The 23254-nt window shown below is 72.0% G+C and carries 25 protein-coding genes; 13 read left to right on the top strand and 12 right to left on the bottom strand.

The window, feature by feature from the left end; translation table 11 throughout:
* Positions 1-120: 120 nt before the first annotated feature.
* Genes VFZ92_RS41560 through VFZ92_RS41550 form a run of 3 tightly spaced genes read right to left on the bottom strand, consistent with a single transcriptional unit; the run spans position 121 to position 2910 of the window.
* The gene (locus VFZ92_RS41560; protein WP_330883571.1) at positions 121-783 is read right to left on the bottom strand and encodes a GNAT family protein; all 663 of its coding nucleotides are present in this window, start codon (positions 781-783) and stop codon (positions 121-123) included.
* Positions 780-2003, bottom strand: coding sequence for a gephyrin-like molybdotransferase Glp (glp, locus tag VFZ92_RS41555; RefSeq protein WP_330883569.1), 1224 nt, complete (start codon positions 2001-2003; stop codon positions 780-782). The genes VFZ92_RS41560 and glp overlap by 4 nt, the downstream gene beginning before the upstream one ends.
* Before the next feature lie 13 nt (positions 2004-2016).
* Complete coding sequence (locus VFZ92_RS41550) at positions 2017-2910, bottom strand: UTP--glucose-1-phosphate uridylyltransferase (RefSeq protein WP_330883567.1); 894 nt, start codon at positions 2908-2910, stop codon at positions 2017-2019.
* 38 nt (positions 2911-2948) lie between these two features.
* Between VFZ92_RS41550 and VFZ92_RS41545 the strand changes: the two genes are divergently transcribed.
* The 4 genes from VFZ92_RS41545 to mscL all read left to right on the top strand — a co-directional run bounded on the left by VFZ92_RS41545 (position 2949) and on the right by mscL (position 4982).
* Positions 2949-3533, top strand: a complete 585-nt coding sequence (locus VFZ92_RS41545) for a 5-formyltetrahydrofolate cyclo-ligase (protein ID WP_330883565.1) — start codon at positions 2949-2951, stop codon at positions 3531-3533.
* A 105-nt stretch (positions 3534-3638) separates the two neighbouring features.
* A complete protein-coding gene (locus VFZ92_RS41540; RefSeq protein WP_330883563.1) occupies positions 3639-3935 on the top strand; it encodes an FmdB family zinc ribbon protein in 297 nt (98 codons plus the stop codon).
* Between the two features lie 85 nt (positions 3936-4020).
* Positions 4021-4548, top strand: coding sequence for an SAF domain-containing protein (locus tag VFZ92_RS41535; RefSeq protein WP_330883561.1), 528 nt, complete (start codon positions 4021-4023; stop codon positions 4546-4548).
* A gap of 35 nt (positions 4549-4583) precedes the next feature.
* A complete protein-coding gene (gene mscL, locus VFZ92_RS41530; protein ID WP_330883559.1) occupies positions 4584-4982 on the top strand; it encodes a large conductance mechanosensitive channel protein MscL in 399 nt (132 codons plus the stop codon).
* An 881-nt stretch (positions 4983-5863) separates the two neighbouring features.
* Here mscL and VFZ92_RS41525 read toward each other — a convergent pair.
* Both VFZ92_RS41525 and VFZ92_RS41520 read right to left on the bottom strand, forming a co-directional pair.
* Positions 5864-6043 (bottom strand): hypothetical protein, encoded by a 180-nt coding sequence (locus tag VFZ92_RS41525; RefSeq protein WP_330883557.1) that lies wholly within the window; start codon positions 6041-6043, stop codon positions 5864-5866.
* Entirely contained in the window at positions 6040-6540 is a 501-nt protein-coding gene (locus VFZ92_RS41520; RefSeq protein WP_106185590.1) for a MogA/MoaB family molybdenum cofactor biosynthesis protein, read from the bottom strand. Before VFZ92_RS41520 ends, VFZ92_RS41525 begins: the two co-directional genes overlap by 4 nt.
* Positions 6541-6635: 95 nt before the next feature.
* Here VFZ92_RS41520 and VFZ92_RS41515 point away from each other — a divergent pair, with 95 nt between their 5' ends.
* Positions 6636-7679, top strand: a complete 1044-nt coding sequence (locus VFZ92_RS41515; protein WP_330883553.1) for an NAD-dependent epimerase/dehydratase family protein — start codon at positions 6636-6638, stop codon at positions 7677-7679.
* A gap of 11 nt (positions 7680-7690) precedes the next feature.
* On the opposite strand, the gene VFZ92_RS41510 is transcribed toward VFZ92_RS41515, so the two are convergent.
* Genes VFZ92_RS41510 through VFZ92_RS41500 form a run of 3 tightly spaced genes read right to left on the bottom strand, consistent with a single transcriptional unit; the run spans position 7691 to position 10672 of the window.
* On the bottom strand, positions 7691-8704 hold the full coding sequence (locus VFZ92_RS41510) for a HAMP domain-containing sensor histidine kinase (protein WP_330883551.1): 1014 nt from the start codon (positions 8702-8704) through the stop codon (positions 7691-7693).
* Positions 8704-9423, bottom strand: a complete 720-nt coding sequence (locus VFZ92_RS41505) for a response regulator transcription factor (RefSeq protein WP_330883549.1) — start codon at positions 9421-9423, stop codon at positions 8704-8706. The genes VFZ92_RS41510 and VFZ92_RS41505 overlap by 1 nt, the downstream gene beginning before the upstream one ends.
* 4 nt (positions 9424-9427) lie before the next feature.
* Positions 9428-10672 (bottom strand): hypothetical protein, encoded by a 1245-nt coding sequence (locus tag VFZ92_RS41500; RefSeq protein ID WP_330883547.1) that lies wholly within the window; start codon positions 10670-10672, stop codon positions 9428-9430.
* 151 nt (positions 10673-10823) lie between these two features.
* Here VFZ92_RS41500 and VFZ92_RS41495 point away from each other — a divergent pair, with 151 nt between their 5' ends.
* From VFZ92_RS41495 to VFZ92_RS41475, 5 genes are read left to right on the top strand one after another with little or no spacing between them, the layout of a single operon-like run.
* Positions 10824-11465, top strand: a complete 642-nt coding sequence (locus tag VFZ92_RS41495) for a glycosyltransferase family 2 protein (RefSeq protein ID WP_330883612.1) — start codon at positions 10824-10826, stop codon at positions 11463-11465.
* Positions 11462-12130, top strand: coding sequence for a TIGR04282 family arsenosugar biosynthesis glycosyltransferase (locus tag VFZ92_RS41490; RefSeq protein ID WP_330883546.1), 669 nt, complete (start codon positions 11462-11464; stop codon positions 12128-12130). The genes VFZ92_RS41495 and VFZ92_RS41490 overlap by 4 nt, the downstream gene beginning before the upstream one ends.
* Positions 12127-12741 (top strand): class I SAM-dependent methyltransferase, encoded by a 615-nt coding sequence (locus VFZ92_RS41485; protein ID WP_330883544.1) that lies wholly within the window; start codon positions 12127-12129, stop codon positions 12739-12741. The genes VFZ92_RS41490 and VFZ92_RS41485 overlap by 4 nt, the downstream gene beginning before the upstream one ends.
* A complete protein-coding gene (locus tag VFZ92_RS41480; RefSeq protein ID WP_330883540.1) occupies positions 12738-13835 on the top strand; it encodes a molybdopterin-dependent oxidoreductase in 1098 nt (365 codons plus the stop codon). Before VFZ92_RS41485 ends, VFZ92_RS41480 begins: the two co-directional genes overlap by 4 nt.
* A complete protein-coding gene (locus VFZ92_RS41475; RefSeq protein ID WP_330883538.1) occupies positions 13835-14245 on the top strand; it encodes a hypothetical protein in 411 nt (136 codons plus the stop codon). The genes VFZ92_RS41480 and VFZ92_RS41475 overlap by 1 nt, the downstream gene beginning before the upstream one ends.
* Positions 14246-14377: 132 nt before the next feature.
* Here VFZ92_RS41475 and VFZ92_RS41470 read toward each other — a convergent pair whose 3' ends face one another.
* From VFZ92_RS41470 to VFZ92_RS41455, 4 genes are all read right to left on the bottom strand, one after another.
* Positions 14378-15805: a S1C family serine protease gene (locus VFZ92_RS41470; protein WP_330883536.1), complete on the bottom strand. Its 1428-nt coding sequence runs from the start codon at positions 15803-15805 to the stop codon at positions 14378-14380.
* A gap of 65 nt (positions 15806-15870) precedes the next feature.
* Entirely contained in the window at positions 15871-16953 is a 1083-nt protein-coding gene (gene galT, locus VFZ92_RS41465) for a galactose-1-phosphate uridylyltransferase (protein ID WP_330883610.1), read from the bottom strand.
* A gap of 8 nt (positions 16954-16961) precedes the next feature.
* Positions 16962-17759, bottom strand: a complete 798-nt coding sequence (locus tag VFZ92_RS41460; protein ID WP_259624585.1) for a DeoR/GlpR family DNA-binding transcription regulator — start codon at positions 17757-17759, stop codon at positions 16962-16964.
* A 1-nt stretch (position 17760) separates the two neighbouring features.
* Positions 17761-19758 (bottom strand): beta-galactosidase, encoded by a 1998-nt coding sequence (locus VFZ92_RS41455; RefSeq protein ID WP_330883533.1) that lies wholly within the window; start codon positions 19756-19758, stop codon positions 17761-17763.
* A 272-nt stretch (positions 19759-20030) separates the two neighbouring features.
* Between VFZ92_RS41455 and VFZ92_RS41450 the strand changes: the two genes are divergently transcribed.
* The 3 genes from VFZ92_RS41450 to VFZ92_RS41440 are packed head-to-tail and all read left to right on the top strand — an operon-like array spanning position 20031 to position 23183.
* Positions 20031-21332, top strand: a complete 1302-nt coding sequence (locus VFZ92_RS41450; protein WP_330883531.1) for an ABC transporter substrate-binding protein — start codon at positions 20031-20033, stop codon at positions 21330-21332.
* A 4-nt stretch (positions 21333-21336) separates the two neighbouring features.
* Positions 21337-22302 carry a sugar ABC transporter permease gene (locus tag VFZ92_RS41445; protein ID WP_330883529.1) on the top strand — a complete coding sequence of 322 codons (966 nt, stop codon included), beginning with the start codon at positions 21337-21339 and terminating at the stop codon, positions 22300-22302.
* A complete protein-coding gene (locus VFZ92_RS41440; protein WP_330883527.1) occupies positions 22299-23183 on the top strand; it encodes a carbohydrate ABC transporter permease in 885 nt (294 codons plus the stop codon). The genes VFZ92_RS41445 and VFZ92_RS41440 overlap by 4 nt, the downstream gene beginning before the upstream one ends.
* The last annotated feature ends 71 nt before the right edge of the window (positions 23184-23254 follow it).

Here is a 23254-nt window from a genome sequence, read left to right as displayed (position 1 = left end):
TTCGCCACGCTAGTCACAACAGTCACACCTGTGTCGGAGGCTCGCCGGGTGCGGTACGTACGAAGGTGTGCTTTATCACCCACTTTTGGGTGAGCCCTTTACGGCAGTTGGACGCTGTGCTCAGGGGATCTGGGCGCTGCCCCCGGCGACCAATCGGCGCACCAGGCCTTCCGGGGACGCCTCTTCGCTCGTCATCGCGAAGCAGCAGTGGTCGCGCCAGGCGTGCGCGACGTCGAGGTAGCGCTGGAACAGCCCCTCCTCGCGGAACCCGGCCTTGCCGAGGACGCGCAGGCTGGCGGCGTTCTCGGGCCGCACGGTGGCTTCCAGGCGGTGCAGTCCGGCCTCGCCGAAGCAGTGGTCGACGACGAGCGCGAGCGCGGCGGTGGCCACGCCTCCCCCGGCGCGGTCCGCGGCGACCCAGTAGCCGACCCACGCCGAGCGCAGCGAGCCGCGGACGATGTTGCCGACGGTGATCTGACCAGCCAGTTCGTCGTCAACGGTGATCACGAACGGCAGCGCTTGGCCGCGCCGGGCGAGCGCTCGGAGCGAGGACCACTGCGCGGGCCACGACAGCACCGAGTTGCGCTCGTGCCAGCCGTCGGCGGCGGTGGGTTCCCAGTTCTCCAGGTAGGAGCGGTCGCGGAGCCGGATGCGGCTCCACGCGCCGCCGTCGAACAGCTTGGGCGGTCGCAGGGCGACGACGCCCGCCCGCACCCGCAGCGGGCCGAGCTTCGCAGGCCAGCCGGGGTGCCTGCTGGACTCCAGGTGGAACGAGGCGCTCATCCGCGCTGGGCGAGGAAGCTGACGAACACTTCCTGGCCTACCGCGACATCGGTGACGTCCTCTTCGAGCATGATCAGGCAGTTCGCCTCGGCCAGCGACGCGAGCAGGTGCGAGCCGGACGTGCCGAGGGGCTGGACCAGGTACTCGCCGTTCTCGGCGTCGCGCAGGAGCTGGCCGCGCAGGAAGCCGCGGCGGCCCTTGGTGGACGTCAGCGGCGACAGCAGCCGGGCCGCGACCGCGCGGCGGTACGGGTTGCGCTTGCCGAGCGCGGCCCTGATCAGGGGCCTCACCAGCACCTCGAACACGACGAGCGCGCTCATCGGGTTCGCGGGCAGCAGGAACGTCGGCACGGCGTCGGGGCCGAGCCGCCCGAACCCCTGCGCGGAGCCGGGGTGCATGGCGACGCGCGTGACGTCCAGGTCGCCGAGGTCGGCCAGCGCGGCCCGCACCTCGTCGCCCACGACGCCGCCGACGCCACCGGCCACCACGACGATCTCGGACAGCAGCAGCCTGCCCTCGACGACCTCGCGCAGCCTGCGCGGGTCGGCGGACTGGATGCCGACCCTGCTGACCTCGGCGCCCGCGTCGCGGGCGGCGGCGGCCAGCGCGTAGGAGTTCACGTCGTAGACCTGGCCCTGGCCGGGCGTGCGGTCGACGTCGACCAGCTCCTCCCCGACCGAGATCACCGAGACCCTCGGCCGGGGGTGGACGAGCACCTTGTTGCGGCCGACGGCGGCCAGCAGTCCGACCTGGGCCGAGCCGATGGACGCGCCGCGGCGGACCGCGATGTCGCCGGTCTGCACGTCCTCGCCGGTCCGCCGGACGAACGCGGCGGACGGCACCGGGCGCTGCACGGTCACCTTGGCCTGGTGGCCGTCGGTGTACCCGAGCGGCACGACGGCGTCGGCCAGCGTGGGCAGCGGCGCACCGGTCGCGACCCGGACCGCCTGGCCCGGTTGCAGCCTGCGCGGCTGCCGCGACCCGGCCGGGATCTCGCCGACCACGGGGAGCTGCACCGACTGCTCACCGGCGCCCTGCACGTCCACGCTGCGCACCGCGTAGCCGTCGACGGCGGCCTGGTCGAAACCCGGCAACGCGCGTTCCGCGACGACTTCCTCGGCGCAGAGCAACCCCTGCGACTCGGAGATCGCGACCCGCACCGGGGCCGGCCGCACCGCGGCGGCGATCACCCTGGCGAGCTGCTCGTCCACTGACCTCATCGTTGAACCCCGCTCAAGAGTTGTCGAGGCGTTCCCGCAACCACTCCCCAAGCTCGGGCCCGTAGTCGGGATGCTCGAGTGCGAAGTCAACCGCAGCTCGGAGGAATCCTCCCGGATTGCCCAAGTCGTGTCGTCCGCCGCGGTGGACGACGACGTGGACCGGATGACCCTCGGAGATGAGCAGGGCAATGGCATCCGTGAGCTGGAGCTCGCCGCCCGCGCCCGGTTCGATGCGCTTCAACGCGTCGAAGATCGCCCGATCGAGCAAGTAGCGACCGGCCGCGGCGAACGTCGACGGCGCGTCCTCGGCCTTCGGCTTCTCGACCATGCCGACGACCTCCTTCACGTCGTCGTCGCCGGTGTCGCGGACGTCGAACACGCCGTAGGCGGAGATCTGCTCGCGCGGGATGTCGAACGCGCACAGCACCGTGCCGCCGTGCTCCTGGCGGACGGCGGCCATGCGGGCCAGCACGCCGGTCGGCAGCACGAGGTCGTCCGGCAGCAGCACGGCGACGGCCTCGTCCTCGCCGGTCAGGTTGCCCTCGGCGCAGCCGACGGCGTGGCCGAGGCCCAGCGCCCGCTCCTGGATCGCCGTCTCGACGGTCTCGAACAGCTGCTCGGCGCGGCGGACCTTGGCGGCCAGCTCGTGCTTGCCCCGGCCTTCGAGCGTGGCCTCCAGCTCGGGCTGCGGGCGGAAGTACTCGGCGACGGCGTCCTTGCCGGGCGACGTCACGATGATCAGCCTGGTGGCGCCCGCCTCGGCCGCCTCGCCCGCGACGTACTCGATGCCGGGGGTGTCGACGACGGGCAGCAGCTCCTTGGGCACCGCCTTCGTCGTGGGCAGGAAGCGGGTCCCGAGACCGGCTGCGGGCACGATTGCGGTGCGGAAGGCGCGAGTCGAGCTCATGGTGGACGAGCGTAGTGCCGTACCTAGGGTTACCTCCCATGACGTCCGATCAACTCGAACGGAAGACGGCAGAACGCGGTCGCCTGCTGGCGGCCCGCCGGGCCGTGCCCGCCGCCGAACGGGCGCTCGACGCCGCCGCGCTGGCGGCGGGGGTGCTCGACGTGGTCGCGGAGTTCGACGTCGCCGCTGGTGGGACGGTGTGCGCGTACCTCGCGGTCGGGTCGGAACCCGGTTCGGTCGAGCTGCTCGACGTGCTGCGGGCGGCCGGGTTCCGGGTGCTCCTGCCGATCGTGGTCGGCGCGGCACCACTCGAGTGGGCTGAGTACACGGGTGAACACGCTCTGCGACCGGGCCCGCACGGACTGCGCGAGCCGACCGGCGAGCCGCTGGGCCCGTCCGCGCTGGCGTCGGCGGCGTTGGTGCTGGTCCCGGCGTTGGCGGTGGACCGGCGCGGGACGCGGATCGGCAAGGGCGGCGGGCACTACGACCGGTCGCTGCCGGGGGTGGACGCGCCGCTGGTCGCCGTGGTCCGGGACGCCGAGGTGGTCGACGACCTGCCCGTCGAGCCGCACGACGTGCGGATGACCGCCGTCCTCACCCCGTCGGGCCTGCTCGTCGTGTGACGTTCAACCAACTTGTTTGCGCGCCACGACCCGACAGGCGCATGATGCAGTATTGGCACTCGTTGTGTCCGAGTGCCAACTCCGGATGAAGCTCGTGGAGGGCAAGTGCCGACCTACCAGTACGCCTGCACCGAGTGCGACCACCGCTTCGACGCGGTGCAGTCGTTCACCGACTCGGCCCTGTCCGAGTGCCCGGAGTGCCACGGCAGGCTGCGCAAGCTCTACGGCAACGTGGGCGTCGTGTTCAAGGGCAGCGGTTTCTACCGCACCGACAGCCGTTCGGGCGGCAGCGCGTCGACGCCCGCCGCGGCAGGCACGCCCGCGGCGACCGAGACGAAGCCGTCCACTCCCAGCACTCCCAGCACCACTCCGGCGAGCACGCCCGCGAAGGCCGCTTCCTGAGCTGAGTTGTCCACAGGCCCCCGAGTTGTCCACAGCTCGGGGGTTCGTGCTTTTCCAAGGCCGTCACCAGCCCTAACGTCGAAGTGTGCCCCTCCACCTCCTGTCCGGACTGCGCAAGGCGGCGGCCCTCGTGCTGGCGCTGCTCGCCGTCGGGTTCGCCCTCTGGCCCTCCCGGCCACCCGCCGCCGCGGTCGTCGCCGCGCACGACCTCGCGCCCGGTGTCGTGCTCACCTCGGCCGACCTGCGGCTCGCGCCGCTGGCGGAGAGACCGTCAGGGGTCGCGGAGTCGGTCGACGCCGTGGTCGGGCAGGCGCTCACGGGCGCGGCCAGGGCCGGTGAGCCGATCACCGACGTCAGGCTGACCTCGGCCGACCCGGACGCGACCTCCGTGGCCGTGCGGCTGGCCGACGCCGGGGTCGCCGAACTGCTGAGACCGGGCGGCCGGGTCGACGTGGTCGGCGCGGACGCCGAGGTCCTGGCGGAGGGCGCGACGGTGCTGGCGGTGCGGGAGGTGAAACCGGACCGACTCGTGGTGTTGGGCTTGAGCAGGAAGAATGCGACACGCGTAGCGGCGGTGTCACTGGAACGGCCATTGGCCGTTACCCTCCGCTAACCCCTGCTCGTCCCCACATCTTCTAGGAGTTGGCTGTGCTCAAGGGTTTCAAGGACTTCCTGATGCGCGGCAACGTCATCGACCTGGCCGTGGCCGTGGTCATCGGCGCTGCGTTCACGTCCATCGTCACGGCGTTCACGTCGAACTTCATCAACCCGATCGTCGCGGCCGTCGGCGGCAGCAACGTCAACGGCTTCGCGTACAAGCTGATCGAGGCGAACGAGAAGACGCTGATCGACTTCGGCGCGATCATCACCGCGATCATCAACTTCGCGATCGTCGCCGCGGTCGTCTACTTCATCCTGGTGCTGCCCATGAACAAGATCAAGGAGCGTCGCGAGCGCGGCAAGGAGGTCGGCCCGTCCGAGCCCACGGACACCGAGCTGCTGAAGGAGATCCGCGACCTGCTGGCGGCTCAGCAGCGCCGGGGCTGAGCCGGGTCCGGGGCGGTCCGCTCGCCGGGTTCGTGGCCGGCGCAGCCGACCCCGCCGGCCAGAGCGGCCGGGAGAGCGGGCCATCTCCGCGCGGTTCGTTCGAGCGGACCGGTGGGTGCTCGACCGCGTGACGGTCGATCATCGCGCGTGGCGCACGGACCAGGGCAGGTGTCCCCGTGAGGTCCTCAAGCCGCTGCCCCGCTCGGAGCGGGCTCGGGGTGCCGGTAGTCCGTCCTGGCGCTGGAGCCGCGGATGACCGGGGCGATCCCGGCACCGGTGGCCAGGTGCCAATCCGGAGGCGTCGCCGACTTCGAGCAGGATCCGGGCGGCGGTTCAGACCCGATGCCGAGCACGGAGATCAGGATCCCGGCACGGGGTGCGCGGCGCGTGTCCTCTCGACCTCGCCGGCGATCTGCGTGCGTTGTGCCGCAACGGTTGTCACGCTGTCCGCCGGGTTGGGCAGCACGGTGCCTGCCGTGCCCGGAACCGCGACGGTCCGCTCGGCGAGAGCCAGGGCCGCCCGGTGCACCCCGCGCCCGCACGGCTGAGGAGCGTCCGCCGCGCCGTGCGGCGTCAGCCCGGTGGAGGGCGTCCTCGGGCGGGGCGCGACGCCACCCGGCTGGACCGCGATCGCCAGGCGAACAACCCCGCGCAGCATCGTGCTGGTACGCCTTCGCCGGGACCAACGCACCGCCACCACGCCGAAGCCGTCCGGCGCCTCGAACGCCGCCCGGCCCGCAAGCCCTACCGATCCGAGGGAAGCACCACACCAGACCGCTGGGCGACCACCACGGCCATCGAGACCTGCTCGGAGGTCGTCGTGTCCCTACCGGCGGTACACCGGGTCCGGTGCCCCCGGACCACGGGTTCGACCGAGGGGGTCAGCCGCCGTGGTGCGGCGGGCGGTTCTCCCGGTACCAGGACTCGCGGTCGGCGTCGCCCTGGTCGGGGCCGCGTTCGTCGGACGTGGTGTCCGGCAGGACGTCGCCGAACACCTCGGCCAGGCGACGCCGCCGCGCCGCTTCCGCGGCGACGGCGTCGTCCTCCAGGTGGTCGGTCATGCCTCGTCGAGGCCCGAGAGCTGTTCGATGACGTACGGCACGAGGGTGGAGAGCGTGGCCATGCCGTCGCGGACCGCCGCCCGTGAACCCGCGAGGTTCACGACCAGGGTGCTGCCCGAGACGCCCACGAGGCCGCGGGAGATGCCCGCGTCCACGGCGCCCGCCGCCAGGCCCGAGCCGCGGAGCGCTTCGGCGATGCCGGGGATCGGGCGGTCGAGCACGCCCTGGGTGGCGTCGGGGGTGACGTCACGCGGGGACACGCCGGTGCCGCCCACCGTGACCACGAGGTCGACGCCGCCGATGACCGCGGTGTTGAGGGCGGCGCGGATGTCGACCACCTCGCCCTCGACCGCGACTGTCGCGTCGACGATGAAACCTGCCTCTTCGAGCAGTTCGGTGACCAGTGGTCCCGTGCTGTTGTCGTGCTCACCGTGCGCCACCCGGTCGTCCACGATCACGACGAGGGCGCGGCCGAGGCGCTGCGCGCTGCGTTCCATGCGGACAACCGTAGCCAATGGCCGGATCTGACGGTTCCATGACGTGTCGCTCCGGGACCGGGTGTCGCGGCCCCCGCGGTCCTAACGTCGTCCACGTGCGAGTTCTCCTCACCGGCGGCGCCGGTTTCATCGGGTCCCACGTCGCCGACGCGCTGGCCGACGGCGGTGACGAGCCCGTGCTGCTCGACGCCCTCCTCCCGCAGGCCCACAGCGGCCCGGCACCGTCCTGGACCGACCGCCACGAGGTCGTGGTCGGCGACGTGGCGGACCCGGCCGTCGTGGCGGGTCTGCTGCGGGGTGTGGACGCGGTCTGCCACCAGTCCGCCGTGGTCGGTCACGGCCTCGACCCGTCGGACGCGCCGCTGTACTCGTTCAACAACGACCACGGCACCGCCGTGCTGCTGGCGGCCATGCACGAGGCGGGGGTCGGCACGCTCGTGCTCGCGTCGTCGATGGTCGTCTACGGCGAGGGCCGCTACCGCTGCCCCGCGCACGACGTCGTCCGCGCCGCGCCGCGCAGGCGGGAGTCGATCGACGCGGGCGACTACGAACCGCCGTGCCCGCACTGCGGCGCACCCCTGGAACCCCTCCTGGTGCCCGAGGACGCCCCGCTGGACCCGCGCAGCACCTACGCGGCGAGCAAGCTGGCCCAGGAGCACTACGCGGCGGCGTGGGCCCGCCAGACCGGCGGCGCCGTCTGGGCGTTGCGCTACCACAACGTCTACGGCCCGAGGATGCCCAGGGACACCCCGTACGCGGGCGTCGCGTCCCTCTTCCGCTCGGCCCTGGAGGACGGCCGGGCCCCCACGGTCCTGGAGGACGGCGGGCAGCGCCGCGACTTCGTCCACGTCACCGACGTCGCGAGGGCGAACGTCCTGGCCCTGCACGCCGAGGCACCCCGCGGCACCCTGACCCCGCTGAACATCTGCTCGGGCGAACCCCGCACGGTCGGCGACCTGGCCACCGAACTGGCACTGGCCACCAACGGCCCGGCACCACGCATCGTCGGCGGCGCCCGCACCGCCGACGTCCGCCACGTCGTCGCCGACCCGACCGAGGCCACCCGCCGCCTCGGCTTCCACGCCCTGACCAGCTTCGCCACCGGGGTGAAGGCCTTCGCCACCGACCCGCTGCGCTGACGGGACGCGGCTCAGCCTGCCATCGCGGTGGCCAGGGGCAGGCGGACCTCGAAGCGGCAGCCGGGGCCGTGGTTCTGGGCGTCGATGGTGCCCTTGTGGGCTTCCACCAGGCCGCGGGCGATGGCCAGGCCCAGGCCCCCGCCCACCGGTTGGCGGCTCGGGGTGCCGCGGAAGGCCACCTCGAACACCCTGGACAGGTCGGGTTCGGGGATGCCGCCGCACGCGTCGTCCACCTGGAGCCTGGCCTCCTGGCCGTCGACGTCCACGTGGATGGCGACGGTGCCGTCCGGCGGGGTGTGGCGGATGGCGTTGGAGAGCAGGTTGCGGATCACCCGTGCGAGTTCCGGGTCGCTGCCCAGGACGACCGGCCACGTGTCGGCGCTGGCCTCCAGGCGGACGCCCTTCCGCTGGGCGACCGGGCCTTCGGCGGCCACGACCTCGCTGACGACGTCGGCGAGCGGGACGTCGGAGAGGGTCAGGCGGAGTGCGCCCGCGGTGATGCGGGACAGCTCGAACAGGTCGTCGACCATCGCGGAGAGCTTGTCGGCCTCGGTGCTGATGCGGCCCGCGTAGTCGGAGACGTCGCGGGGCTGGTGGACGACGCCGTCGGCCAGGGCCTCGGCCATGGCGCGGATGCCCGCCAGCGGGGTGCGGAGGTCGTGGCTGATCCACGCCACGAGTTCGCGGCGGGAGGCTTCGGCGGCGCGCTCGCGGGCCCTGGCCTCGTGCTCCCAGACGCTGCGGCGGGCGATGCTGCGGCCGAGCACGATCGCGATCGGGACGGTCACGACCGCGACGAGCGTGCAGACCAGCACGGTCGTCGTGATGATCGGCGTGAACATGAACTGGCTGACCGCGAGGACGCCGCCGATGGTCGCGAGGACCGGCACGATCGCCAGCACGGACAGGGCCGTCGCCAGCGAGCCGTGGACGAGCCTGCGGAGCAGCAGCCAGGCCCCGAGCAGCGCCAGCGGCAGGGAGAACAGGACCGCGAACGGGGCGATGTGGGAGATCTCGACGAGCATCAGCGACCACCTCCGGCAACCGGGTCGTAGCGGTAGCCGACGCCCCACACGGTGGCGATGCGCGTGGGCCGGGCCGAGTCGGTCTCGATCTTCTCGCGCAACCGTCGCACGTGGACGGTCACGGTGGACTGGTCGCCGAACTCCCAGCCCCACACGCGTTCCAGGAGTTCGGCGCGGTTGAACGCCCTGCCGGGGTTCGACAGCAGGAACGTCAGGAGGTCGAACTCCCTGGTGGTCAACGACAGCTCGACGCCGTCGAGACGGGCCGTGCGGGCGCCGAGGTCGACGCCGAGGCCGCCGTCGACCAGGGTCCGGACGGGTGGAGGGGCCTGGACGGCGCGGGAGCGGCGGAGCACGGACGTGACGCGCAGGGCCAGTTCGCGGGGGCTGAACGGCTTCGTCACGTAGTCGTCGGCGCCGAGCTGGAGCCCGGCGATCCGGTCCTCCTCCTCACCCAGCGCGGTCAGCATGACGACGGGGACGGAGCTGTGCCGCCGCAGCCGCCTGCACACCTCCAGGCCGTCGATGCCGGGCAGCATCAGGTCGAGCACGACCAGGTCCGGCGGGGTGGCGGCGAACAGTTCGAGCGCCGTCTCGCCGTCGCCCGCGAGCTGGACCTGGTGGCCGTTCAGCTCCAGGTAGCGGCGCACCACGTCGCGGACGGTCATGTCGTCGTCCACGACGAGCACGCGTCCGACAGCCGTGCCTTCGTTCGTCATCGCCTCACCAGTTCGTCAGCAGGAGGTGGTTGACCAGCAGCGCCGTGCCCGCCTGGACCGCCAGCCACCCCGTCCGGGAGCGGGCGGGCAGGAACGCGGTCGCCGCCGTCAGCCACGCGGTGAACGGTAGCCATATCCGCTCCACCTCCGCCTTGCTGAGGCCCGACGCGTCGGCGAGCAGGATCGCCGCGAGGGCCGCGCCGACCAGCAGGAGGGCGGGTGAGCGGCGCGCGCGGGCGAGTCCGGCGACCGGTGCGAACCCCGCGGCGAGCAGGGCGGCGGCGAGGTTCGCCCACACCCAGTAGTGGTAGACCCGCTCGGACGCGATGCCCTGGTAGTACCGGCGCACCACCAGGTGGTAGCCGTCGAGCCACCAGAACCCGGCGAGCGCGAACGCCGCCACGACGACCGAGGCCGCCAGCACGGCCAGCGCCAGTGCGCGCCACCGCCGCCACGTCACCACCAGCGCGACGACACCGACCAGGACCAGGCCGTAGGACAGGAAGACCCCCAGCCCCAGCAGCAGACCCGCGAGCACCGGCCTGCCCAGGGCCAGCAGGGCGATGCCGCACGCCGTCACGCCCGCGAACAGGCCGTCGGCCGACACGCCGATCCACACCGCTCCGGGGAACAGGGCGGCGAACGGCAGCACCGCGCGAGCGGCGGCCTCGTCCCCGCCCCACGCCCGCAGGGTGACCGGCACCGCGACCGCCGTGAGCGCGCCGACCAGCACGCACAGCAGCGCGGCCCACGCCCCGCCGGACAGCCCGATCCGGTCGAGCCCGACGAACGCGAGCAGCGCGCCCGGCGGGTGCCCGGACACGTGCGTGGTCCACGAGTCCGGCTGGTGGTCGAGGATCCGCGCGGAGAAGCCGCGCAGCGCCGCCCCGACGTCGGTGACGCCGGGGACCTCGTGCAGGTACTCGTCGGACGTGGTGAGCCTGCCCGCGAACCCGCGCTCCCAGCCGTCGACCAGCGCGAGCGACACCGTCCACGCCACCGCCGCCAGGTAACCGGCGCCCAGCGCCCGGCGCCACGGCAGCCGCACGGCCAGTTCCGGTCCCCTGGCGACGACGAGCACGGCGACCAGGAGCGCGAGGGGCGTGCCGACACCGATGTGCGGCAGCCACTCCGCGAAGAGCGGGGGGAACCCGGCGAACGTGCGGCGCGCGCCGAGCAGCGCCCCGACGACGACGGCGAGGACGACCAGAACCGCGGCCCCCAGGACCGTCCACCGGACACGTGACACGGGTGGACCGTAGGGCAGGACACCCCGCGCGATCGGCCGCGGAACCGATCCGTCAGACACCCGTAAGAACTCCTCGCACGTCATGATTCGGTAAGCGGCCAAAGGCTTTCGCGGACCGCGCGACGCGCCGACCCTGTCCGGTGTGGACGAGATCGATGTGGTGCTCCCCTGCTTGGACGAAGCCGCGGCCCTGCCCGGCGTGCTGCGCGCGCTGCCTCCGGGCTTCCGCGCGCTGGTGGTCGACAACGGCTCCCGCGACGGCTCCCCCGAGGTGGCCGCCGCCCTCGGCGCACGGGTGGTGCACGAGTCGCGCAGGGGTTACGGCGCGGCCGCGCACACCGGTGTGGAACTGGCCCGGTCGGAGATCGTCTGCGTGCTCGACGCGGACGGCTCGCTCGACCCCCGACAACTGCCCGAACTGGTGGCCCTGGTGCGGGCGGGCGCGCACCTGGCGGTGGGGCGGCGGGTGCCGACGACCAGCGGGAGCTGGCCGTGGCACGCGAGAGCGGGGAACGCGGTGCTCGCGACCCTGCTGCGCGCCAAGGGGCTCCCGGTGCGCGACATCGCGCCGATGAGGGCGTTCCGCCGCCGGGACCTGCTGGACCTGGGCATCCGGGACCGCGCGTTCGGCTACCCGCTCGAACTGCTGCTGCGCGCGGGCGAGGCGGGGTGGCGGGTCGAGGAGCGGGACGTCACCTACGGCCCGCGCGCCGCGGGCACGAGGTCGAAGGTCTCCGGGTCGGTGCGCGGCACGGTCCGCGCGGTCCGCGACATGGCGGGGGTGCTGCGGTGAGCGCCCGCGCCACGGTCCTGGTGGTGGCCAAGGCCCCCGTGCCCGGTCTGGCCAAGACCCGCCTCAGCCCGGCCGTGCCGCCCGCGCAGGCGGCCGACATCGCCGCGGCGTCGCTGCTGGACACGCTCGACGCCGTGCTCGCCACGCCCGGTGTGGTGCCGGTGGTGGCGCTGACGGGTGACCTCACGAAGGCCGAGCGGTCGCGGGAGATCCGTTCCCTGCTGCGGCACGTGGTCCTGCTGCCGCAGCGGGGAGCGGACTTCCCGGCCCGGCTGGCCAACGCCCACGCCGACGCGGCCCGCCTGAACGCGGGCCTGCCCGTCCTCCAGATCGGCATGGACACCCCGCAGGTCACCGCCGAGCTGCTGGACGAGTGCGTCGGGTCGCTGCGGTACGCCGACGGCGTGCTCGGCCCGGCCACCGACGGGGGCTGGTGGGCGCTCGGCCTGCGCGACGGCCACCGGGCGGACGTGCTGCGGACCGTCCCCACGTCCCGAGACGACACCGGCGCGCTGACGGCCGCCGCGCTGGAGCGGAGCGGCCTGCGGATCGGCCTGCTGCCCGAGCTGTCCGACGTGGACGACATGACCACCGCGCGGGAGGTGGCCGCCGTGCTGCCGGGCAGCCGGTTCGCCGAGGCGCTGCTCGTGGGCGTGTTCCGGTGACGGCGTTCGACGTGGGTCTGCGCGGCTCGCGGTGCTGGCTCGACCTGGGTGCCGGGCGGCGGGTCGACCTGCCGGTCGACCGGTGGCACACCGACGCCGACCCCGCGGACCGGGTGCTGGTGGACGCGTGCGCGGGACCGACGGTCGACCTGGGCTGCGGTCCCGGTCGGCTGGTCGCCGCGCTGGTGGAGCGCGGGATCGTCGCCCTCGGCGTCGACCACTCCGAGGTCGCGGTCTCGCTGACCCGCTCGCGCGGCGGACCGGCGCTGCACCGCGACCTGTTCACGCCGCTGCCCGGCGAGGGCCGCTGGTCGCACGTGCTGCTGGCCGACGGCAACATCGGCATCGGCGGCGACCCGACGGCGCTGCTGCGCCGCGTCCGGGGGCTCCTGCACGGCAGGGGCACCGTGCTCCTGGAGGTCGACCCTCCGGGGTGCGGGCTCCGGCGGGAACGCGCCCGCGTCGGCGGCGAGGACGCCGGTGGCGTGTGGTTCGACTGGGCGTGGCTCGACCCCGCCGCGCTGGAGACCGCCGCGCACGACGCCGGGTTCCGCGTCCGCTGGCTCGTCGAGCGCGCGGGCCGCTGGTTCGCCGAACTGGAGCAGCCATGAGGTTCCGCCCGCCGGGGGAAGCCGACTTCACCAGCCCGGCGCACGGCGCGCGCGTCTCCGCGCGCATCGGGCTGTGGCTGGGGGTCGCGTTCGGCCTGTGCTTCGCCACCGGCCTGATCAGCCACGGCATCCAGCACCCGCCCGCGTGGTTCACCTGGCCGTCGCGGCCGGTAGGCCTGTACCGGATCACCCAGGGCGTCCACGTCACGTCCGGCGTCGCGGCGGTCCCGCTGCTGCTGGCCAAGCTGTGGAGCGTCTACCCGAAGCTGTTCGGCAGGCCGCTGGTCCGGTCGGTGCCGCACGCGCTGGAGCGCGGCTCGATCCTCGTGCTGATCGGCGCGTCGTTCTTCGAGCTGCTGACCGGGGTGTTCAACGTCGCCCAGAACTACCCGTGGGCGTTCTTCTTCCCCACCGCCCACCACGCCGTCGCGTGGATCGCCGCGGGCGCGCTGCTGGTGCACGTCGCCGTGAAGCTGCCGGTGATCCGCGCGGCGCTCACCCGCGCGGATCACGAGGAACCCGCCACCGGGGTGTTGAGCCGACGGGGTTTCCTGCTCACCACGGGCGCGGCGACGGGCGCGGCGGTCCTCGCGACCGTCGGCGGCACCGTGCCGTGGCTGCGGACCGCGTCGGTGCTGGCCTCGCGGTCCGCGACGGGGGTGCCGGTCAACCGCCTCGCGTCGGCCGCGGGGGTGGTCGCGGCGGACTCGTCGTGGCGGCTGCGGGTCGGTGACGTCGAGTTCTCCCTCGACGAGCTGCGGGCCATGCCCCAGACGACCGCCGACCTGCCGATCGCGTGCGTCGAGGGCTGGAGCGCGGACGCGACGTGGACCGGTGTTCCGGTGCGCGACCTGCTGGCACGGGCGGGCCTGCCCGCCGGGAGCGACCTCCGGGTCGAGTCGCTGGAGGGGGGTGGCCCGTACCGGTCGTCCACGCTGCCCGGCACGCACTCGGCGGACCCGCTGACGCTGCTGGCGCTGCGGATGAACGGCGAGGAGCTGACGCTGGACCACGGCTTCCCGTGCAGGCTGATCGCGCCCAGCAGGCCGGGCGTGCTCCAGACCAAGTGGGTCTCGCGGCTGGAGGTGCGCTGATGCGGTGGGTGCTCGGGGCGGTCGGTGTCGTCCTGCTGGGGCGGGGCGTGGTGGAGCTGCTGCCGGTGGTGGCCGACAGCCCGCTGTCGCTGGGCGGCTGGCTGCTCGGCGGACCGGTCCTGCACGACGTGCTGCTCGCGCCGCTCGTCGGCCTCGGCGGCACGGTGCTCGCCCGCGTGCTGCCCGCGCCGTGGCGGGCACCGGTCGGCGCGGGCCTCGTGGTCAGCGGGGTCCTGGTGCTGCTGGCGGTCCCCTACCTGTGGCGGGCGTTCTCCGGTCCGGTCACGCCGGGCCTGCACGACCGCCCCTACCCGGCCGGTCTGCTGGTCGCGCTGACCGTCGTGTGGACCGCCGTCGTGGTCGCGGGACTGGCCAGGAGCAGGAACACCCGGCCACGCCGTGACGGGTGAGGGGGCCTGTCACGGCGTGGCCGGGGTGTTCTCGGGTTCCTGTCGCCGGGAAGCTTCGCTCTCCCTGCGTCACCTGCTCCCGCGCCGGGAACCCGCGCCCGGCGCGAGGGGCATTCGCGCCGGGAGTCCGGACTACTTCGGTTCGACGACCTGGCTGCCGAGGGTGACCTCGACCGACTTGTCCTCGCCGACGGTGAGCTTCACCTTGTCGTTGGGGGCCTTGGAGCGGACCGCCGCGACCAGCGCGTCGGAGGTGTCGATCTTGCGGCCGTCGAACCCGGTGATCACGTCACCGGCCTTGAGGCCGGCCTTCTCGGCCGCGCCGCCCGCGGTGACCTCGCTGACCAGCGCGCCGCCGTTCTCGCCGTCCTTCACCGACACGCCGAGCACGGTCTGGGTGGCCTTGCCGGTCTCGGTGATCTCCTTGGCCGTGCGCCGGGCCTGGTCGATCGGGATGGCGAAGCCGATGCCGACCGAACCGCCCTGCGACTGCGACGTGGTGTTCGGGCTGTAGATGGCGGAGTTGATGCCGACGACCTGGCCCTGCATGTTGACCAGGGGGCCGCCGGAGTTGCCGGGGTTGATCGCCGCGTCGGTCTGGATGGCGTCCAGCACGGACGACTGGCTGCCCTGCTCGCCACCCGCCCGGACGGGCCGGTTCAGCGAGCTGACGATGCCGGACGTGACGGTGCCCTGGAGGTCGAACGGCGACCCGACGGCCACCACCTGCTGGCCGACCCTCAGGTCGCCCGAGTTGCCCAGCTCCGCCGTCGGCAGGCCGGTGACGTTCGCCGCCTTCACCACCGCGAGGTCGGACGACGGGTCGCGCCCGACGATGGTGGCGGTCGCGGTCTTGCCGTCCTGGAACACGATCTGGATCTGGCCGCCCGCCGCCGCGCCCTCGACCACGTGGTTGTTGGTGAGGATGAAGCCGTCCGAGCTGATCACGATGCCGGAGCCCTCACCGCCGGAGAGCTGGAGCTTCACCACGGAGGGCAGCACCTTCTCGGCGACGCTCTCGATGGACCCGGCGGGGGCGTTGCTGCTCTGCTGCACGGGCTTCGGCGCGCTCAGCGCGTTGGTGACCGGCTGCGCGTCCACGGCGGCCTGGTAGCCGATGTAGCCGCCGATGCCGCCGGACAGCCCGCCGACCGCGAGCACCGCCGCGGCCACCCCGGCCACGACCCGGCCGCGGCCGGGCCTGCGCTGCTGCTGCGGAACGGGGTACGACACACCCGGCTGGGCGTAGAACGCCCCGGTCGAGGTCGGCGCCCCCTGGTGGGGAGCGGCCCCGAACTGGGGAGCAGGTGTCCCCGGCTGGCCAGGCGCCCCCTGCAAAGCGCCTGGCTGGCCGGGGTCCGGCTGTCCAGCACCCTGCTGCTGGAAACCGGGGTGGGCGGGACCGGAGGTCGGCTGCCACTCCTGCTGCGGGGCAGCGGAGGCGTTGGCGGCCCACGGGCTGGGCTGCTCGCTCGGCACGGCAGTGGGGGTCTGCTGCGGCGTCTGCGGCGCCTCGGGCTGAGGCTGGTCCTCGGCGGCACCGTGGTTGTTCTCGGTCATGCCCATACTGTGCGTTGCCCGCCTGAGAGGACCCTTAAACACACCTGGGCATCAGGTGTGAGTAATCAGGAACCACGGAGGCGCTCCGCGATCTGCTCCGGCGTGACGTCGTTGATCCACACGCCCATGCCCGACTCGGACCCCGCCAGGTACTTCAGCTTGTCCTTCGTGCGGAGCACGGAGAACACCTCCAGGTGCAGCCAGGAGAGGTCTCGGCCGGTCCGCACGGGCGCCTGGTGCCAGGCCGCGATGTAGGGCAGCGGCCGGTCGTACAGCGCGTCCATCATGTGCAGGACGCGCAGGTACAGGTGCGCGAAGTCGTCGCGCTCGGCGTCGGTGAGCGCGGGCAGGTCCGGCACCTGGCGGTGCGGCACCACGTGGACCTCGACGGGCCAGCGGGCCGCGGCGGGCACGAACGCCGTCCAGTGCTCGCCCTCGGCGATGATCCGGGTGCCCGCCGCGCGCTCGGCGGCCAGGACGTCGCCCATCACGTGCGTGCCGTGCTCGGCGAAGTACTCGCCCGCCACCGACAGCATCCGCTCGGTCTTGGGCGTCACGAACGGGTAGCCGTAGATCTGCCCGTGCGGGTGGTGCAGCGTCACGCCGATCTCTTCGCCGCGGTTCTCGAACGGGAACACCTGCGCCACACCGGGGACCTCCGCGAACGCCTCGGTCCGGTCGGCCCACACGTCGACGACGGTCCGCACCCGGTGCGGGGTCAGCTCGCCGAACGAGGTGTTGTGGTCGGAGGTGAAGCAGACGACCTCGCAGCGGCCGCGACCCGCCGCGCGGTGCACCATCGGCATGCCGTCCACAGTGGACGGGACGTCGGGGACGTGCTCGGCGAGCGACGGGAAGCGGTTCTCGAACACCGCCACGTCGTAGCTCGACTCGGGGATCTCAGTCGGCTTGCCCGGCGCCGTCGGGCACAGCGGGCACAGGTCGGCCGGGGGCTTGTAGGTGCGGGTCTGGCGGTGCGCCGCCATCGCCACCCACTCACCGGTCAGGGGGTCGCGGCGGACCTCCGAGTGCGGTTGCGACTCCGGCAGGTCCCTCGTGTCCACCGCCGTGCGCGGGGGCGCGTCCGGGGTGTCGTCGAAGTAGATGATCTCCCGACCATCAGCCAGTTTCGCCGCGGTCCGCCGCAACGCTTCCTTCACGCGAGTTCCTCTCCCCTTCCGGGCACGTGCGAGAGCACGAGTTCCCCGACCTGCTCCGCGAGGATCGCCTTGGCGTCGTCCGCCAGACCCTCGTCGGTCACCAGCACATCAGCTTCGTCGAGGTCGGCGATCGTGGAGATGCCGACCGTGCCCCACTTGGTGTGGTCGGCGACGACCACCACGCGGCCCGCCGCGTCGACGAGCGCGCGGTCCGTCTCGCTCTCGTTCAGGTTGGGCGTGGTGAACCCGGACCGCTCGGCCATGCCGTGCACGCCGAGGAACACCACGTCCAGGTGCAGCGACCGCAGCGCCTGGACGGCGACCGGCCCGACCAGCGCGTCCGACGGCGTCCGCACGCCACCGGTCAGCACCACCGTGCGGTCGGTGCGCCCGCCCTGCTGGAGCACGTCCGCGACCCGGATCGAGTTCGTCACGACCGTCAGGTCCGGGATGTCCTCCAGGAACCGCGCGAGCGTCCACGTCGTCGTGCCCGCGGACAGCCCGATGGCGGTGCCGGGGCGGACCAGCGCGGCGGCCTGCCGGGCGATGGCCTCCTTCTCCGGGAGCTGCCGCACGGACTTCGCCTCGAAGCCCGGCTCGTCCGTGCTGCGCCCGACCACGGAGGTCGCGCCGCCGTAGACCTTCTCGATGACCCCGCGCGCCGCCAGCACGTCCAGGTCGCGGCGAATCGTCATGTCCGAGACGCCGAGGCGCACCACCAGGTCGCTCACCCGGACCGCCCCGGTGCGGCGGATCTCCTCGAGGATCACCGCTTGTCGTTGCCGAGCCAGCACTTCACACCATCTCCCTCAGCACGGCGACCGCCCCGGCGGGAACCACCAGCCGGCCGTCGACCAGGGAGCCGGACAGCAGTTCGACGCCGGAGGCGGGCAGTGCGACGTCCTCCGCAGCGTGGTTGATCGCAACCAGCCACGATACGGGTTCGCCGTCGTGCCGACCCCGGCGGCGAACGATCTCCAGGCCGGGGGCGGCGGTCACGCCCGCGCGCTCCAACGCCGCGTCGACCACCCGTCGCAGTCCGTCGGCGACCAGGCCGCAGGCGAGGTACCAGGCGGTTCCCGCGCCGTGCTGGTGGCGGGTCACCGCGGGGACGCCGGGCAGCGGGCCGTCGGCGTAGGACGACACCACCTCCGCGCCCCGGACGTGCAGCAGTTCGGTCCACACGCCCGCGGCGCCCCCGTCGTCCAGCCGCACGACCTCGTCCGCGCGCAGCGGGAAGAACTCCTCGGTCCACACCCCGAGCAGGTCGCGGAACGCGCCGGGGTAGCCGCCGAGCCGCACGTGGCCGCGCTCGTCGGTGAGGCCGGACATGTACGTGACCAGCACGTGCCCGCCGCCGTCGACGTAGTCGGCGATCTTCGCGGCGTCGGCGTCGGTCACCGAGTACAGCGCGGGCACCACGACGAGCCGGTAGGACGAGAGGTCGGCCGACGGCGGGACGAAGTCGACCGTGACGCCCGCGTCCCACAGCTGCCGGTACAGCCCGAACACGGTCTCCTGGTAGGAGAAGTCCTCGGTGGGGTGCGTCGGCTGGCCGGAGATCCAGCGGGACCGCCAGTCGTAGACGATCGCCACGGAGGCGTCCACAGTGGACCCCACGAGTTCACCCAGCAGGCCGTACTCGGCGCCGACCTCGCACACCTCGCGGTAGACCTTGGTCTCGGTGCCCGCGTGCGGGACCATCGCGGAGTGGTAGCGCTCGGCGCCCGCCCGCGACTGCCGCCACTGGAAGAACAGCGTGCCGTCGGCACCGCGCGCGATGTGCGCGAACGAGTTCCGCCGCAGCTCACCAGGCTGTTTGGCGATGTTGCGCGGCTGCCAGTTGACCGCCGACGTCGAGTGCTCCATCAGCAGCCACGGCCGCCCACCCGCGAGTCCGCGGGTCAGGTCGGCGGCCATCGCCAGCTCGACGTGCCGGTCGTCGTCCTCCGAGCGGGTGTAGTGGTCGTTGGACACGAAGTCGACCTCGCGCGCCCACGCCCAGTAGTCCAGCGCGTCGAAGGTCCAGCCCACCATGAAGTTCGTGGTGATCGGCACGTCCGGGGTGAGCCCGCGCAGGGCGTCGCGCTCGGCCTTGTACAGCTCCAGCAGCGCGTCCGAGCAGAACCGGTCGAAGTCCAGCAGTTGGCCGGGGTTGCCGAACGTCGGCGTCACCCTCGGCGGCAGGACCTGGTCCCACAAGGAGTAGTGCTGGCTCCAGAACGCGGTCGCCCACGCCTCGTTCAGCGTGTCCAGGTCGCCGTGGCGGTGCTGGAGCCAGGTGCGGAACGCCTCGGCGCAGCGGTCGCAGCAGCAGCGGGCGACGTGGCAGCCGTACTCGTTGCCGACGTGCCACGCGGCCAGGGCGGGGTGCTCGCGGTACCGCTCCGCCAGCGCGGTCGCGAGCGCCACGGCCTTCGCGCGGTAGACCGGTGAGCTGGGGCAGTACTCCTGGCGCGACCCGTGGGTGAAGCGGACGCCGTCGGCGCGCACCGGGAGCACGTCCGGGTACGCCGTGGTCAGCCAGGGTGGCGGGGAGGCCGTCGCGGTCGCCAGGTCGACCCGGATCCCGCCCTCGTGCAGCAGGTCGAGCACCCGGTCGAGCCAGTCGAACTCGTACTTCCCCTCGGAGGTCTCGATCAGCGCCCACGAGAAGATGCCGACGCTGACCATCGTCACGCCCGCCCGGCGCATCAGCTCGACGTCCTCGGCCCACACGTCCTCGGGCCACTGCTCGGGGTTGTAGTCCGCACCCCAAGCCAGTCCTGCCATGCCCGTGGGCCAAGTGGTCATAGCCGCAAGGGTGGCTGAAACAGGCCCGCAACGTCAACACAGTCAAACAAGATCCCTCGTTCGGGTCTGTTTGAACTTCGGAGCACCACAGGCGGCGAGGCCGGCTCACTTTTACAACGTTGTAGCAGGTAGTCGCTCTATTTTTACAACGTTGTAGCGGGTTAACGGCTTCGTAACAGGGCTTGACACCCCGTGTGTTGGACGCAACATTATGCGCAACTTTGTTTGACTCAGTGTTCAGTTGGTTTGGTCGAGTGTCCTCAGGAGCAACGATGGTCCGGTACACGCCCAGTTCCCAGTCCACGCACCCCCTCCTCGGCCGCAGGGCCGTGCTCCGCGGACTGCTCATGACCGCCGGTATCGCGGCGGTGCCGGGGCTGGCCGCGTGCGGCGGCTCCGACTCGGGTTCGTCGAACGGCACGGTCACCTTCGGCAACAACCTGTCGGACCAGGTCCCGAAGGACGCGATCACCGCCGCCCTCAAGGGTTTCGACTCCGACGCCCTGAAGGTCTCGATCAACACCAAGCAGCACGAGCAGTACCAGGAGCAGATCAACAACTACCTCCAGGGCAAGCCCGACGACGTGCTCGCCTGGTTCGCCGGCTACCGGATGCGCTTCTTCGCGGAGAAGGGCCTCACCGGCGACCTCACCGACCTGTGGGGCGGGCTCGGCGACAACTACGCGCCCTCCCTCAAGGAGGCGTCGACCGCCAAGGACGGCAAGCAGTACTTCGTGCCGTTCACCCAGTACCCGTGGGGCGTCTTCTACCTCAAGAGCGTGTGGACGCAGCGCGGCTACGCGGTCCCGAAGACGCTCGACGAGTTCGTCGCGCTCTCCACGAAGATGAAGGCCGACGGCCTGACCCCGATCGCCTTCGCGCAGAAGCAGGGCTGGCCGGGCATGGGCATGTTCGACCAGCTGAACTTCCGCACCAACGGCTACCAGTTCCACGTCGACCTCATGGCGGGCAAGGAGGACTGGCAGGGCCCGAAGGTGCGCGCGGTGTTCGACACCTGGAAGCGCCTGCTGCCGTTCCACCAGGAGAACGCGCTCGGCCGCGACTGGCAGGAGGCCGCGCAGAGCGTCCAGCAGGGCAAGTCCGGCATGTACCTGCTCGGTACGTTCGTCGGCCAGCAGTTCAAGGGCCAGGAGGACGACCTCGACTTCTTCCCGTTCCCGGAGGTCAACCCCGAGCACGGGCAGGACACGGTCGAAGCGCCCATCGACGGCTACATGATGGCGAAGAAGCCCGCCAACCCCGAGGGCGCGAAGAAGCTGCTGGAGTACCTGTCCAAGCCCGAGACGCAGCTGACGTACCTGAAGTCCGACCCGTCGTCGATCGCCACCAGCAGCAAGGCCGACACCTCGGGCTACACGGCGCTCCAGAAGAAGGCCGTCGAGGTCATCAAGAGCGCCAAGCACATCACGCAGTTCCTCGACCGCGACACCGACCCGCGCTTCGCGAGCGACGCGGCCACCAACGGCCTGAACGCCTTCATCCAGAACCCGGACGACATCGACTCCGTGCTCAAGGGAATGGCCGACCAGGCCAAGACGATCTTCACGGGGTGACGAGTTGACCGCGTTGAGCGAGAAGACCGCTCACGGGGCGCCGGATTCCCCGGCGCCCCGTGAGCGGGCCCGCCGCAAGAGGGCCACCGCGCTGGCGGGCGGCGACAAGCTGGTGCTCGGCCTGATGCTGGGCATCCCCACCCTGATCCACCTGCTCCTGGTGTGGGTGCCGACCCTCGGATCGGTGGCGCTGTCCTTCGGTTCGTGGGACGGCATCGGCGGCTTCGAGGACATCGAGTGGGTCGGGTTCCAGAACTACGTCGACATCTTCACCAGCTACCCCAGGTTCTGGCCCGCGTTCCGGCACAACGTGATCTGGCTGGTGTTCCTGATGGTCCTGCCGACCGTGGCGGGCCTGTTCCTCGCGGTGCTCCTGGACCGCAAGCTGCGGTTCGGCCGGATCTACCAGAGCGCGCTGTACCTGCCGATGGTGCTGTCGCTCGCGCTGGTCGGCTTCATCTGGCAGCTGATCTACCAGCCCGAGCAGGGTCTGCTGAACAGCGTCCTCGGCACGACGGAAGACAACCCGACCAACTGGCTGGGCGACCCGGACATCAACCTGTACGCGGTGCTGGTCGCGGCGGCGTGGCGGCACACCGGCTACATCATGCTGCTGTACCTGGCGGGCTTGAAGTCCGTCGACCCGGCGCTCAAGGAGGCCGCGTCGCTCGACGGCGCCAACGCCTTCCAGACGTTCACGAAGGTGACGTTCCCGGTCCTCAAGCCGGTCAACATCGTCGTCTTCGTCGTGACCGTCATCGAATCGCTGCGCGCGTTCGACATCGTCTACATCATCAACAAGGGCCGCAACGGCCTCGAACTGCTGTCGGTCCTGGTCACCGACAACATCATCGGCGAGTCGAGCCGCATCGGCTGGGGCTCGGCGCTGGCGGTGGTCCTGCTGCTCATCTCGCTGAGCGTGATCATCACGTACCTGTACCAGGAGTTCAGCAAGGAGAACCGGGCGTGACGACCTCAGTGAAAACCCGCAGGGCGCCGCTGCGACCGGGCCGGGTCGTGCTGCACGTCTTCCTGGTGCTGACGTGCCTGATGACGCTGGCTCCCCTGCTGTGGGCCGTGTACGCGTCGCTGCGCACCTACGACGACACCGCCCGCAACGGCTACCTCTCGCTGCCGGAGAGCCTGACGCTGGACAACTTCAGCAACGCGTGGACGACCGGCGACCTCCCGCACTACTACCTCAACACGTTCCTCATCACGCTGCCCGCGGTGATCCTGACGCTGCTGTTCAGCTCCATGGTCGCGTTCGGCGTGTCCCGCTTCAGCTTCAGGTTCAACCTGGCCCTGCTGATGCTCTTCACCGCGGGCAACCTGCTGCCGCAGCAGGTCATCGTGACCCCGCTGTGGCGCCTGTACCGGTTGATCGAGGTACCGGAGTGGATCAGCGGGAGCGGCACGCTGATCGACAGCCAACTGGGCGTGGTGATGATCCACATCGCGTTCCAGATCGGCTTCTGCACGTTCGTGCTGAGCAACTACATGAAGACCATCCCGCACGAGCTGACCGAGGCGGCACGGGTGGACGGCGCCAGCGTGTTCCGCCAGTACTGGCAGGTCATCCTCCCGCTGTGCAGGCCCGCGCTGGCAGCGCTGGCCACACTGGAGTTCACCTGGATCTACAACGACTTCCTCTGGGCCCTGGTACTGATCCAGACCGGCGACAAGATGCCGATCACCTCGGCGCTGCAAAACCTGCGCGGCTCGTTCTTCACGGACAACAACCTGGTCGCCGCGGGCTCACTACTGGTGGCCCTGCCCACCCTGGTCGTCTTCTTCGCGCTACAACGCCAGTTCGTCAGCGGCCTGACCCTGGGCTCGACAAAAGGCTAGGCAGAACAACAACCAACAGAAAGCCACCGCCTTCCCGAAAGCGGTGGCCGGTGCTGCTCGAGGGATTCGAC

This window comes from Umezawaea sp. (assembly GCF_036375055.1).
GTDB lineage: Bacteria > Actinomycetota > Actinomycetes > Mycobacteriales > Pseudonocardiaceae > Umezawaea.
This window is presented reverse-complemented; position numbering and strand designations above follow the sequence as displayed.

Excerpts from the sequence above, each read along its gene's own strand:
- VFZ92_RS41560 (WP_330883571.1), bottom strand. The coding sequence starts at position 783 with ATGAGCGCCTCGTTCCACCTGGAGTCCAGCAGGCACCCCGGCTGGCCT.
- glp (WP_330883569.1), bottom strand. The coding sequence starts at position 2,003 with ATGAGGTCAGTGGACGAGCAGCTCGCCAGGGTGATCGCCGCCGCGGTG.
- VFZ92_RS41550 (WP_330883567.1), bottom strand. The coding sequence starts at position 2,910 with ATGAGCTCGACTCGCGCCTTCCGCACCGCAATCGTGCCCGCAGCCGGT.
- VFZ92_RS41545 (WP_330883565.1), top strand. The coding sequence starts at position 2,949 with ATGACGTCCGATCAACTCGAACGGAAGACGGCAGAACGCGGTCGCCTG.
- VFZ92_RS41525 (WP_330883557.1), bottom strand. The coding sequence starts at position 6,043 with ATGACCGACCACCTGGAGGACGACGCCGTCGCCGCGGAAGCGGCGCGG.
- VFZ92_RS41520 (WP_106185590.1), bottom strand. The coding sequence starts at position 6,540 with ATGGAACGCAGCGCGCAGCGCCTCGGCCGCGCCCTCGTCGTGATCGTG.
- VFZ92_RS41510 (WP_330883551.1), bottom strand. The coding sequence starts at position 8,704 with ATGCTCGTCGAGATCTCCCACATCGCCCCGTTCGCGGTCCTGTTCTCC.
- VFZ92_RS41505 (WP_330883549.1), bottom strand. The coding sequence starts at position 9,423 with ATGACGAACGAAGGCACGGCTGTCGGACGCGTGCTCGTCGTGGACGAC.
- VFZ92_RS41480 (WP_330883540.1), top strand. The coding sequence starts at position 12,738 with ATGAGGTTCCGCCCGCCGGGGGAAGCCGACTTCACCAGCCCGGCGCAC.
- VFZ92_RS41475 (WP_330883538.1), top strand. The coding sequence starts at position 13,835 with ATGCGGTGGGTGCTCGGGGCGGTCGGTGTCGTCCTGCTGGGGCGGGGC.
- VFZ92_RS41470 (WP_330883536.1), bottom strand. The coding sequence starts at position 15,805 with ATGACCGAGAACAACCACGGTGCCGCCGAGGACCAGCCTCAGCCCGAG.
- VFZ92_RS41455 (WP_330883533.1), bottom strand. The coding sequence starts at position 19,758 with ATGACCACTTGGCCCACGGGCATGGCAGGACTGGCTTGGGGTGCGGAC.
- VFZ92_RS41450 (WP_330883531.1), top strand. The coding sequence starts at position 20,031 with ATGGTCCGGTACACGCCCAGTTCCCAGTCCACGCACCCCCTCCTCGGC.